This window comes from Robertkochia solimangrovi (assembly GCF_007279655.1).
In the GTDB taxonomy this organism is placed as follows: domain Bacteria; phylum Bacteroidota; class Bacteroidia; order Flavobacteriales; family Flavobacteriaceae; genus Robertkochia; species Robertkochia solimangrovi.
This window is the reverse complement of the sequence record NZ_QKWN01000011.1, coordinates 50,800-63,831: the sequence shown is the minus strand read 5'-3', so window position 1 is coordinate 63,831 and position 13,032 is coordinate 50,800. Positions and strand designations below refer to the sequence as shown.

Annotated in this window: 8 protein-coding genes; 6 read left to right on the top strand and 2 right to left on the bottom strand. The window is 40.7% G+C overall.

Features of this window, described 5'->3' with window-relative positions; translation table 11 throughout:
- Positions 1-11 precede the first annotated feature (11 nt).
- Both DMZ48_RS15125 and araJ read left to right on the top strand, forming a co-directional pair.
- Positions 12-1,463: a SusD/RagB family nutrient-binding outer membrane lipoprotein gene (locus tag DMZ48_RS15125; RefSeq protein WP_143956004.1), complete on the top strand. Its 1,452-nt coding sequence runs from the start codon at positions 12-14 to the stop codon at positions 1,461-1,463.
- Positions 1,464-1,717: 254 nt separating this feature from the next.
- Entirely contained in the window at positions 1,718-2,875 is a 1,158-nt protein-coding gene (araJ, locus tag DMZ48_RS15120) for an MFS transporter AraJ (RefSeq protein WP_143956003.1), read from the top strand.
- Between the two features lie 151 nt (positions 2,876-3,026).
- Here araJ and DMZ48_RS15115 read toward each other — a convergent pair whose 3' ends face one another.
- Both DMZ48_RS15115 and DMZ48_RS15110 read right to left on the bottom strand, forming a co-directional pair.
- Complete coding sequence (locus tag DMZ48_RS15115) at positions 3,027-4,562, bottom strand: arylsulfatase (RefSeq protein WP_143956002.1); 1,536 nt, start codon at positions 4,560-4,562, stop codon at positions 3,027-3,029.
- A 212-nt stretch (positions 4,563-4,774) separates the two neighbouring features.
- Positions 4,775-5,425, bottom strand: coding sequence for an RNA polymerase sigma factor (locus DMZ48_RS15110; protein WP_143956001.1), 651 nt, complete (start codon positions 5,423-5,425; stop codon positions 4,775-4,777).
- 155 nt (positions 5,426-5,580) lie between these two features.
- Between DMZ48_RS15110 and DMZ48_RS15105 the strand changes: the two genes are divergently transcribed.
- The 4 genes from DMZ48_RS15105 to DMZ48_RS15090 all read left to right on the top strand — a co-directional run bounded on the left by DMZ48_RS15105 (position 5,581) and on the right by DMZ48_RS15090 (position 12,999).
- Positions 5,581-6,729 carry a FecR family protein gene (locus tag DMZ48_RS15105; protein ID WP_143956000.1) on the top strand — a complete coding sequence of 383 codons (1,149 nt, stop codon included), beginning with the start codon at positions 5,581-5,583 and terminating at the stop codon, positions 6,727-6,729.
- A gap of 160 nt (positions 6,730-6,889) precedes the next feature.
- Complete coding sequence (locus DMZ48_RS15100; protein ID WP_162558738.1) at positions 6,890-10,249, top strand: SusC/RagA family TonB-linked outer membrane protein; 3,360 nt, start codon at positions 6,890-6,892, stop codon at positions 10,247-10,249.
- Positions 10,250-10,288: 39 nt separating this feature from the next.
- A complete protein-coding gene (locus DMZ48_RS15095; protein ID WP_162558737.1) occupies positions 10,289-11,791 on the top strand; it encodes a RagB/SusD family nutrient uptake outer membrane protein in 1,503 nt (500 codons plus the stop codon).
- Between the two features lie 62 nt (positions 11,792-11,853).
- On the top strand, positions 11,854-12,999 hold the full coding sequence (locus DMZ48_RS15090) for a TlpA disulfide reductase family protein (protein WP_162558736.1): 1,146 nt from the start codon (positions 11,854-11,856) through the stop codon (positions 12,997-12,999).
- Positions 13,000-13,032: the final 33 nt, after the last annotated feature.

The following is a 13,032-nucleotide window of genomic DNA, read 5'->3' as shown; positions in this document are numbered from 1 at the left end:
AAAACAGACAAATGAAAAACATATTAAAAAAGATAACACTGTTGTCAGGTGCAGCCATACTTTCATATTCATGTGATTCTGTAGATTTTGGTAATGTAAATGACAACCCGAATGGTCCGACAGCAGCGGTGACTTCACAGTTACTGACACAGGCGGAAAAGACGATCTCTTCTATCGGGACCAACATGACGGGTATTCTTTATACCCAGCAGATCACTGAAGGACAATATCCGGGTGAATCTCGCTATTCAACATTGACCTATAGTTATAATGATTATTATGTCGGTCCGATTCAGAACCTTAATGAGATCATCAAACTGAATACTGATGAGGCAACTATGGATGAAGCAGGAAACTATGGTGATAATGGAAACCAGGTAGCTGTAGCTAAGCTTATCAGAGCTTATATCCTTCAATTCATGACCGACCGTTGGGGAGGACTTCCCTGGTCTGAAGCTTTTCAGGGAATTGACAGTCCGCAACCAAAATTCGATACTCAGGAAGAACTTTATAACACCATGTTCGCAGAGGTTGAAGAAGCACTGGATTTGATCGATCTTGATGCAAATGGACCTGATGGAGATATTTTATTCAGTGGTTCTATGGACCGTTGGGTTATTTTTGCCAACTCTCTTAAAATGACTTTGGCAATTAGAATTTCCCACGTTAATCCTACACTTGCTAAAAGTAAATTCGAAGAAGTTATCGCTTCCGGTAACTATATCGACAGTAATGCAGATAACATCGAATTTCCTTATACCTCTGATGATGCAAGTGATAGCCCATGGCATGACAGATTTAAGACTCGTGAGGATTATATCGTAGCTGAAACAATGGTGGAAGCGCTTCGTTCAAATCTTGATCCAAGACTTTTCAAGTATGCTGAGCCTGCCAGAGATTCTGTATATGCAAATCCTGCATTCCCAGGAGGAATCGATGCAGCTTATGTCGGAGCTCCTGATGGTAAAGTAAATGGTAACGTACCCGATTACTCTTTCCCTCCTGCGATCATTATTTATGATGATAATACCTATCCAACTCCAATTTTCACCGCTGCTCAAATGAAGCTGACTATGGCTGAAGCTGCGTTGAACGGATGGAATACCGGATCAGATGCGGCAACCCTTTTCGAAGAAGGAATTGCAGCTTCTATGGATTACTGGGGTGTTGATGCAGCTGATATCGATGATTATCTGGCGAGTCATACCACAGTGGATATCGATGCGATCGCATATGAGAAATGGATAGCACTTTATATGAACGGACCTGAAGCATGGGCTGAATGGAGAAGACTTGATGCACCTGCATTGACTCCGTCAGAGTTTGCTGCTGATCCAAGAATTCCTGTACGTCATGCATACTCTGCTACTGTAGAAAGTGCTAACGAGGAAAACTATAACGCAATCATTGCAATCCAGGGAACCGATGATCTTCACACCAAATTATGGTGGGATATTCATTAATCCTTAGCGGTTTCTCTGTAAAATACCAGGGATAATTATATTTGAGTTAGTATCCTTCAGACCGTCTGATCTTGTATCAGGCGGTCTATTTGATTTATAGAAACTCGTATTTGATACCGTGTTGTAATTAACTTAATTTTTACAATTTTTACATAGGCTTTTACAAAGGTTATCTTCATAATTACAGGAAATTTGCACCTTTTGACCTTTAAATTTAGCTTTTATCACTTCCGCAAAGTGATAAGAAATTTCCTATGAAAAAAAGTTATTTAGCACTGGCGTTGGGAACCCTGGGTTTAGGAATCTCTGAATACGTGATGATGGGAATTCTTCCCGATATAGCAGCCGACTTTGGTGTTTCAATCCCTTTTACCGGTCAATTGATCTCCTGGTATGCAATCGGAGTTTGTGTTGGAGCACCTTCCATTGTACTCTTTGCCCGAAAAACACCTCTAAAAAGAACCTTGCTTTTTCTGGTAGCCTTGTTTTGTGTGGGTAATTTGTTGTCATCCATCGCTTCTACCTATATGTTAATGGCCTGTTCCCGTTTTATTGCCGGATTGCCCCATGGAGCGTATTTTGGCGTAGGTTCGATTGTGGCGAGTAAACTGGCCCCGCGAGGAAAGGAAAATGCAGCGGTAGCCGCCATGATCTCTGGGATGACCATAGCAAATCTTGCCGGAGTGCCCGTTGGTACCTTCCTTAGCCATACGATAAGTTGGCGAATCACTTATGGCTTAGTAGGTCTCTGGGGGTTTGTCACTTTCTTTGCGCTCTGGAGATGGATCCCTTATATGGCTCCTATGCCGGATACAGGCTTCAAAGGGCAGTTTCGGTTTTTAAAGAGTTGGGTGCCATGGCTTTTGATTTTGGCAATAATGTTTGGTAACGGGGGAATTTTCTGCTGGTACAGCTATATCAGTAAAGTGATGACGCAGGTTTCCGGTTTCTCAGAGGATTCACTTAGTTTTATTATGATCATCGCAGGAATGGGAATGGTCACGGGAAATATTCTGGCAGGAAGATTTTCCGATAAGTATTCTCCGGAATATATAGCGATGATCACTCAGGCCATTGCTGCCTGTGTGCTTATCGGGATATTCTTTTTGGCATCGCATCCGATAATTTCAGTGGCATTGATGTTTGTGGGAACGGGCTGTCTTTTTGCTTTATCGGCTCCCCAACAAATCATGTTGCTGAAAAATTCGGAAGGAGGTCAATTATTGGGAGCTTCGTTGGCACAAGCAGCCTTTAATCTCGGGAATGCTATTGGAGCCTTTGCCGGTGGCATTCCAGCAGAAATGGGATATTCCTATGAACACACCGCAGTACCTGGTGTGTTCTTTGCGTTGATCGGTTTTGCATTGCTCTATTTCTATTATAAAAGGCAAGTACATTTTTCCTTTAATTGAGAAAGTATAGGGGGTAAGTATATGGCAGGTTTATGTTGACTGTGTGGATATATTAATTGATCTTCTAACATTAAATGCTAAAATGCCTTAGAAAAAAGGAGGCTTGATTCATGATCAAAACCTCCTTAATCCTTTTATATTGTTTCATTTATCAATCACTGATCACTTTTTTTAGAAGTCCGTTAAAATCATCCAGTTGCACAGAATAGCTTTCCTGGCTTGGCGGGAATTCCTTAAAGGTTTGTAGAAACTGACCTAAATAGGTTCCTATTTGTCCTAATACCCAACTTCTGTTCTCGGCCCATTCGTCATATCCTCTAGCATTGACAAATCTTTCAAAGGGATCCAGTTTTAAATTAATAATGATTGGAGTACTCAGATCCGTTTGAGGTGCCCTGAACCATTTCTCCTGATCTTTGAACAAGACTTTCCAATCGCCGTATCGCATACCATGAAGTGTAGTTTCCGTAAAATAAAAGAATTCTTTCCGCTTGGATTTACCGTTATTCAGAATGATATCACTCTGGTCATATCCATCCAGATGTACTTTGAAAGATTTATTCCCCACCTTTTTTCCGGATAATAATTGGCTTTTGAGGTCTTTCTGTCCTACCTGAGCCATGAGTGTAGGGATCCAGTCTTCCATGGTCATGAATTCACCGGTGGCGGTACCTGCAGGGATATGGTTGTCCCATTTTACCAGCATCGGAACTCTGAATCCACCTTCCCAGCCTCCGGCACCTTTCTCCCCATGAAAGGGTTGATTTCCTCCATCAGGCCAGCTATTTGAAGCAGCTCCGTTATCTGTAGAAAACATAATGATGGTATTTTCGTCTACTCCTAAAGATTCCAAAAGATCCAGTAATTCACCAACATCATCATCTAATTCTTTCATACCATCAGCATAGGTTCCATAACCAGTGATCCCGTCATAATGATCATTAAGGTTGGTACGATAGTGCATACGAGTGGTATTATGCCATACGAAGAACGGTTTATTGTCTTTAACCGCATCGGTAATGAATCTTTTTGACTGTTGGAGTACATCCTGATCGAGATTCCGCTGTACTTCTTTTCCCCAGGGTCCAAGATCTTCAATCTTCTGATTTCCGTTGCTTCCCGCATAGGAATGGATGATTCCTCTTTCTTTCAGATTATGACTTTCTACAAATTGTTCATCTTTAGGGAAATCGTACTGTTCCGGGTATTCTCCTGCATTTAAATGATACAGAATACCGTAGAATTCGTCAAATCCATGAGCAGTAGGAAGAAATTCATCCCGGTCTCCCAAATGATTTTTCCCAAATTGCCCGGTTGCATATCCCAGAGGCTTTAATAGATCAGCCAGTGTAGGATCCTTAGCCTGTATTCCCTGTGGTGCACCCGGAAGTCCAACTGTGCTTAATCCCGTACGCATAGGATACTGCCCCGTAATAAAAGCTGCACGTCCGGCTGTGCAGGACGCCTGGGCATAATGATCCATAAAGATCATCCCGTCTTTAGCAATCCGGTCAATATTTGGAGTACTTCCACCCATCATTCCGCGGTGGTATGCACTGATGTTCCACATTCCCACATCATCTCCCCAAATGATCAAAATGTTAGGTTTATCCTGAGCAGTCATCAGGAATGGAAGTGCAAATAACACCGCCATCAAACATTTTAATGATAAAACTTGTTTGTTCATAATTTGAATTTTTAATCATAAGTTATTGATATTCACTAATATACAATTATTTTTATTAAAATTATCCTTCAGGAGTTAAATACCAGGCGGTATTACTGATGTGCAGGTGTCGAAAACAGTTTCTTTTTGTTCTGAAAGTCTATGATAGGTTCTGCTAAAGACTAGATCGATCTAATTCAAAACAGGTGCATGGGAATAATTTAATCAGGTAATTATAACTGAAAATTCGGATTTTTTATCTTTTGAAGTGGTTTGAAGATAAATTTTAAAAGATTACTGCCTTTAAAATGATCCTTATCGTGATCATTCTTAGCGGGATCTTTTAGTAGCTGACTGCGAATAATTTTAAAAGCCTTGGTGATATGACGCTCCACTGTATGCTGGGAGATTTTCATATAATCTGCGATCTCTATATTACTCAGTCCTTCTTTTTTACTTAACAGAAAGGTTTCTTTGCATTTTGGAGGTAAGGCCTCAACGATCTTAAAGATCTGATTCATCAGTCTGTGATTACTTTCATAATCATCTGTTTCCAGAATAGTATTCAAGTGTTCGATATACCGTTCTTCTAACCTTAGAAGATTCATACGTTTCCGATAATGATCGATATATTCATTATACACCGACTTATATAACAAACCTTTAATGGAAGATTCGATGGTGATCAAATGTCTTTTTTTCCAGAATCTGAAAAAAACATTTTGAACGATATCCTGAGCTTCCATGGAATTGTTGGTAAGACTTATAGCATAGACACATAATCTTTGATAATAGGTGTCCATAAGGTGTTCGTAGGCTTGTTCATCACCTTTTTTTAAGGAGGTTATAAATTCATCCCGGTTATCGAAATCGCTCTTGTTCATAGTCTTAATCTCATATGATCATTGCTTAATGAGCTTCACCAAGTCGTAAAGGTTAGTAATTTTAAATAAATATTAAAAAAAAATTAAATAAAAGTAGTGGGAAGAAAATTGGAGTTCGTCTTTAATATATAGAACCAGTAATCAGGCGCTAAGCTTTGGAAGAATTAATAGTTAAATATCTGACAAGATCCATTTCTATAGAGGAGATGGAAACTCTGGAGAACCTGTTAAAGGATTCACAGAATGATACTTTATTTAAGGAATATATCGAATTGAATTATTCCTCAGATCTGCTCTTTGCAGATTTTGAAACTTTTGAGGCTAAAAAGTATTTCCTCGACCGTATCAGAACCGAAAGAAATAAGGCAAACAGAAAAGTCAAGGTTCGCTATTTACGTATTGCTTCGGCGGTGGCAGCAGTATTTGTCTTAGGTGTATTTCTATACCTGGGTAAAAAGGTGTTTGATCCTTCAGAGAATACAGTGGTTGCTGCACCCAAGATCGCGCCGGGAGTAGATAAGGCGGTTCTTACTTTGAACGATGGGAGTGAAGTGGTACTAGGACAAGGTGTTGTATTTAGTAATGAGAGCCTTAAAAGTGATGGAGAAAATCTCCAATATACAAGGCACGGAGCGGATAAAATCGAAGAGCAGGTATTTAATACACTCACAATTCCCAGAGGCGGTCATTTTAAAATGGAACTCTCCGATGGAACTATGGTTTATCTTAACTCGGAGACCCAAATAAAATATCCGGTTAAATTTAATACACATCAGATAAGGACTGTTGAGCTTATTTATGGGGAGGCATATTTCGAAGTGACTTCCAGTAATTTAAATTCCGGGAACGGTTTTGAAGTTATCAATAAAAATCAGAAGGTTTCGGTTTTGGGGACTATGTTCAATGTGAAAGCTTATCAGGAAGAATCATCCATTTTAACAACCTTGGTTGAAGGAAAAGTAAAGGTGGAAAGTAAGATTGGTGAAAAGATACTAATCCCCGGAGAACAGTCTGAAGTAGACACTGAAAAGGGGAACATTTCAGTTAAAAGTGTAAATACCTATGATGCTACCTCCTGGATCAAAGGTACCTTTAGTTTTGATCATATGGCATTCGATGAGATCGCTAGAGTTATGTCCAGATGGTATAATGTCGAATTCCAGTTTAAAACAGAAAAATACAGATCACTTCAATTCAATGGAGTATTCAAACGGGAACAACATCTTGAAGAGATTCTAATGATCATGCAATCAACCAGTAATTTTAAATATGAAGTCTATGAAAATAAGGTGATAATACTATAAAAAATAAAGGGAGTCCGGCACGAATCTTCCACAAAACGCTCCGGAATTTCCCTTTTGTGTTTTAATTAATCAAGTCCAACTAACCAAAACATCCAAATTTATGAAATTAAATTTTAAGGGAAACCCCCACCCTTTAATAGGGAGGCTGATGCTTTCTATTATGAAAACTTTTCTATTTCTTTTTTGCACCGCTGTATTCGGATTTACTTCCGAATATACCTTCTCTCAGAATGCTAGGATCGTTATCGATACCGATAAAGAGGTCGCTATAGATGAAGTGTTTGAGATCATTAAGCAGCAGACCGATTACACTTTTATTTATCTGTCTGATCTCTTCACGGATTTTCCGAAGGTGACATTGAAAAAGGGAAATACAACCGTTAAGGAATTGCTGGAATCTACCATGAACTATGGGAACTTCCAATTCGACTTCTTCAATGAGAACCGGATCATTCTCACGCAGAAAATGCAGGTAATTATCTCAGGAAAGGTAACCGATGAAAATGGAGTGCCTTTAATGGGAGTTACCGTAATGATCAAAGGCCGGAATAAGGGATCGGCTACCGACACAGAAGGTAATTTTGCAGTTTCTGCAGGTCCTGATGACATATTGATATTCACCTATGTGGGCTTTAAGACTCAGGAGATACCGGTGGGTAGTAAACTTAGTCTGAATGTTACCATGGAAGAAGATGTGAGCGCACTCGATGAAGTAGTGGTTGTGGGTTATGGTGAAACCCGTAAAAAAGATCTTACCGGTACAGTAGGTACTATGAAATCGGAACAGATCGAACAGATCAGAACCCAATCTGTGGATCAGGCTTTAGTCGGTCAGATCTCCGGAGTATACGTCCAAAGTACCAGTGGAGCACCAGGTGCCGGTGCCCGGGTTTATATCAGAGGTTTAAGCCAAATCCGTGGTGATAACCAACCACTCTATATTGTTGATGGGGTTCCTATCATTACCACGCCAAACTCCGAAAGCCTCGGACTCATCAATTACGGGGAAAGAGAAAACCCGTTATTGGCGATCAATCCCAATGATATAGAGCGCATCGATGTTTTAAAAGATGCTTCCTCTGCAGCAATATACGGTTCCAGAGCAGCGAACGGAGTGATCATGATCACGACGAAACGCGGTAAGCGTGATACTGCTCCTAGTTTTAGTTTTAACATGCGATCTGCTATTCAAAACAATATCAATACCTATGACTACCTTGGAGCTGAAGAATGGAAAGGCATTATAAAGGAACAGGCTCAAAAAACGCTTGATAATTCACCGTACCCGGAAGCTTACTGGTCGCTGATATATCCAAATCAGATTCAGATCTTGAATGACCCTGAATATTTCGGGAATGCCGATACCGATTGGCAGGATTTAATTACCCGGGATAATGCCCTATGGAATGAATATCGTTTTAATGTGAATGGAGGTACTCAAAATGTATCCTATAATGTTTCACTCGGATTATCTGATCAGGATGGTGTAATGATCGAGAATAATTTTAAACGCTATAGTATCAGCTCAGCGCTGGATGCTAATGTTACCGATGGTTTCAAAGTAGGAACCACCATAAATTATAACTATTCGATCAACAAAAGTAAAGGCTTCAATAGCCTGGCTGTGGGAGATTTTCGTCCGGACCTGTCTCCTTATAACGATGATGGATCCTATTCTACTTATGAAGGTTCCTATGGAGAACAATATACCTTGCTGGGTGATGGGATGCAAACACGTAATAAATCCATTGCCAAGAATTTACTGGCATCGGTATATGGAGAAATTCGTATTGTAGACCAACTCAAATTTAAATCGCAGATCAATGTTGGGGTAAAGAACGATAATATTGATGTATTCTCGACTTCCAAAAGTTCGAACAGTTTGTTCTACGGGCTTTATTATGATCGTCCGGGAGCGCAGTTAACCGTACAGACCAATGAGAATTGGGTAACTTCCTTTAATAACACACTATCTTATAACAAGACCTTTGGAGGAAAGCATACACTGGATGCGGTATTGGGAATTTCATGGGATCGCAGCAGATATGATGCCGATTCACAGAATTATCGCGGTTTTCCAGACGATAATATTCTTACGGATATCAATTCAGCATCTTATTTCGACAGTGCTGAAAGTGAGAGCATTGAGCAAGGTTTGAATTCCATGTTCGGACGGATCAATTACAATTATGCAGATAAATATCTCGCCACCTTTACAGCAAGACGAGACGGGTCTACCAAATTCGGTCCTGACAATCGGTATGGATTCTTTCCTTCGGGAGCCTTAGCCTGGAATATGCATAATGAAGACTTTATGAAGAATGCCTCCTTTTTGGATCAGTTGAAGCTAAGAGCATCCCTGGGGAAAACAGGATCCGATAACCTTCCTTCTTTTACTTACCTGGCCTACTATCAGGCCCTGGAGAATAATGATTCTTTCTATGGAGGGGTGAACGGGATCGCGGTAACCGGAGTGCCAAATTCTGGTATTCACTGGGAAGAAACCGATCAGCTCGATCTGGGTCTGGAGTTCGGATTATTCAATAACCGATTGGTAGGGGAAGTGGTGTATTATGAAAAGAATACTTCTGGTATCATCCTTTTCGTGCCGGTTACTTATGAAACAGGTGCAACGAGTTGGAATGCGAATGTTGCAGATGTTTCGAATAAAGGATGGGAGATTTCAATCGGCGGAGACCTCTTCAGAACTGACGACTTCGTTTGGAATTCAAGTATTAATCTTTCTACCCTGAAAAATAATGTGGATAATCTGTATTCTGGGAATGCCGGTACACAGACGGGTATCGTAGAAGGAGAGCCGATCGGAACTATTATTGGTTATGATGTCGTAAAGATTGCTCAGACACAGGACGAGATCGATGCAATGAACCAGACAGCACCAGGGGGTACTTATCAAAGTACGTTACTCGCTCCCGGTGATTATATTTTCCGCGATGTAAATGGCGACGGGATCATCAATACTTCGGATAGAACTTCGATCGGGGATATGAATCCTGACTTATTTGGAGGTTGGAATAATACCCTTAGCTATAAGAACTGGGACTTTACGATGAACTGGAATTTTGTGTCCGGAATCGAAAGAGCCTATGATGGTATCTCGAATTTCTACTATGTGGATCCTCAGGCAAATTTAACGACCCTTGTTCATGATACCTGGACTGCTGATAACCCGGATGCTAAATACGCCAGATTGGGATCGGGAACCAATGGTTATACCCATACCTCACGATCAGTGGTGGATGCCTCTTATATTCGTTTGAGGTCAGCTTCGATAGGGTACAGATTTCCATCGAGATGGTTTGCAAATACCGGTGTATCAGGTGCCAGTCTGGTGTTGAGTGGAAATAATCTGATTACGATCACAGACTATCCCGGGTTGGATCCTGAAGATGCTAATACCTTCTCCTTTGCCGGGAGATCCACCGGATATGCCAACGATACAGGGCTTGCGTATCCGCAATCACGAACATTTACCTTATCCGTAAATGTAAAATTCTAGATTATGAATGTATTTCAACACCAATCAAATACACTAAAAATGAGAAACATCAAAATTCTATATATAAGTCTGCTTTTCCTTTCCGGATTTTCATTTCAGGGATGTGAACTGGCAGAAGAACTGGATGACTATGAGCCTTTATATGCTTTAGATGCAGAAACTGCGATCAATAATGAAGAAACCGCTGAATTGGCTTTAACAGGAATCTATGCTACCTTCAGACAAAAGAGTTCGGGTGGAGCTTTTCCTGAAATGTTCATTATTCCTGATATTTTGAGTGGTAAAGCACAGGTGTCAGCTTCTTATGCTACACGACCTGAATATGCGGGATGGATCAATAATGCGCCATTGGAAGTGAATGCTACCAATCAAGGAAGAATTTATGCCGGACTTTACGATCTTGTAAATCGCGCGAACTGGGTGATCGAAAAGGTAGGAGAACTCTCTGATGAAGCTTTTGTAACCGAAGGCCGAAGAGAAGGTATAATAGGGGAAGCCAGAATATTAAGGGCACTGGCCGATTTTTATCTTTTGAGAAATTTTGGCCAATTCTATGATGTGAATTCAGAGTATGGAATCAACCTCAGAGATGAACCGGTACGCAGTGAGACAGCGATGCCAAGAAATACGGTATCAGAAACCTATGAATCCATTCTAGCTGATCTGGATGCCGGTATTGAAATGGCTCCAGAACTTAGAGCTAAGTATTACGTGAATAAAACTTTTGCCAGAGGATTAAAAGCAAGAGTATTATTATATAAAGGAGATTATGCAGCTGCGGCTGAAGTTGCTTCTCAGACTATTGACCTCCTTACTTCCGATTTTCAATTGGAATCGGATTATACCTCGATCTTCGGAGACCATGAATCGGAAGCAATCTTTGATACTTCAGAGATTCTTTTTGGAACCCGTGGGGAAAGTAATGCGGGAATAGGTATTGGGAATTATTATAGTGGCTTCTTTGCAGCCATTACGCAGTCTTATATCGATGAGGTTTCTGCGATCTTTACAGTAAACGGTCAGGACATCACCATCGATGAAAACAGAATACCTGCCATCATGAACACAAATACCTCTTACGGCGGTTACTGGACCTCCAAATATACATCGTATTTCTCCAGTGGGTCTTATGAGATCTTTATTCATATGAGGATAGCAGAAGTTTATCTTATCCTTGCGGAATCCAGTGCCCGTGCAAATAACGCAGTAACCCCTGAGGCTCTGGAGGCACTGAATGCGATACGGCTGAGAGCAGGTGCTACCCCTAATGGAGGTGATGGATTTGTAACTTATCCTGCAACGATCGGATATGAAGATTTCCTCACTGCAGTAAGAAAGGAAAAACTGGCGGAACTACAGGCCGAAGGAGGGGAGTCCTGGTATGATCTGATTCGATATGATTATACCGATGGATTTGGTTCCGGATTTCAGGTGGTCGACGAGAAGCCAACGGCTACAGATCCGGATAAATTTATATTTCCAATTCCACAGGAGTCTCTGGATGTAGCTGGAGGAGTTGTAATACAGAATCCAGGCTATTAAAAATCACTATCAGCCATTATCAAAACTTCTTGATAATGGCTGATTCCCAAAATTTATCGACTATGAAAATTAAAATCGGATATTACCTTTTGGTTCTGATGGTGTTCAACGCTTGCCAAAAAATGAAAAATGAGCAGGATGATGAGGAAACTTCCTTTAAGTTGTACGGTAGGATCGAAGGTATCGATTCCGGGAAATTAAACTTCAAGGATTCTGTCTATCCTATTAAAAATGGAGCGTTTGAGATCGAGGGTAAATTGTCTTCACCAGAACTGATTTATTTGAATGTGAATGATTCCCTGTTCATGGAGGTCTTTGCTTCACCGGATGAGATCACTATAACTGCGGATGTGCATGAAACAGAGCGTAACCACCTTTTGACAACTATCGACGGATCTTCCGTTCATGAAGAATATGTTGAATTTAAAAAGGGATTGACTGAATCACCACAATTACAGTATCTGGAGAAGGTATATGCCCGAATGCAAAAATTACCAAAGGATTCACCGGAATTAGCTGACATGGAAAATGTTGTGAATGAAGCCAGAGATGCAGCCGCAGCATTTAGAAACACCTATGTCAAGAATTATGCGCTTAGCCATCCTGAGTCCTATGTGGCTGCCTACTATATGAAATTTCAGACCGAGATCATCGGGGAGAATATCAAAGACCTTGAGTTGATTGTAAATGGGTTCAGCAAGGAAGTTAAAAGATCTTCTTACCATAAAGATCTGGTAAAATCGCTAAACCTTCAAAAGAAAGTGGCCGTAGGAAAACCTGCCCCTGATTTTACATTGAAAACTCCGGATGGTTCAGATTTTTCACTTTCCGATCTGGAAGGAGAAAAATATGTGCTTATCGATTTTTGGGCTTCCTGGTGTGTGCCATGCCGTGAATCCTTTCCGCATATGAAAGAACTCTATGATACCTATAAGCATGCAGGACTGGAGATCCTGGGAGTTTCGAACGACTCCAAACATGATGCCTGGAAAAAGGCGATTGTCGATGACGGATTACCCTGGTTGCAAGTGGTTGACGAATTTCCACCAAGAGATGCCGGACCTCCATATACGGCTCGCGTCATTACAGAATATGCTGCGCCTTACCTGCCGTATTCCATTCTTATCGATAAGCAAGGACTGATTATAGCAAGAAACTTACATGGTGAAAAGCTGGACCAGAAATTGGAGGAGCTTTTTGCTGAATAGAAAGACTTAAAAAGAACAGACTATAAACATTAA

Excerpts from the sequence above, each read along its gene's own strand:
- DMZ48_RS15090 (WP_162558736.1), top strand. The coding sequence starts at position 11,854 with ATGAAAATTAAAATCGGATATTACCTTTTGGTTCTGATGGTGTTCAAC.
- DMZ48_RS15115 (WP_143956002.1), bottom strand. The coding sequence starts at position 4,562 with ATGAACAAACAAGTTTTATCATTAAAATGTTTGATGGCGGTGTTATTT.
- DMZ48_RS15100 (WP_162558738.1), top strand. The coding sequence starts at position 6,890 with ATGAAAACTTTTCTATTTCTTTTTTGCACCGCTGTATTCGGATTTACT.
- DMZ48_RS15110 (WP_143956001.1), bottom strand. The coding sequence starts at position 5,425 with ATGAACAAGAGCGATTTCGATAACCGGGATGAATTTATAACCTCCTTA.
- DMZ48_RS15095 (WP_162558737.1), top strand. The coding sequence starts at position 10,289 with ATGAGAAACATCAAAATTCTATATATAAGTCTGCTTTTCCTTTCCGGA.
- DMZ48_RS15125 (WP_143956004.1), top strand. The coding sequence starts at position 12 with ATGAAAAACATATTAAAAAAGATAACACTGTTGTCAGGTGCAGCCATA.
- araJ (WP_143956003.1), top strand. The coding sequence starts at position 1,718 with ATGAAAAAAAGTTATTTAGCACTGGCGTTGGGAACCCTGGGTTTAGGA.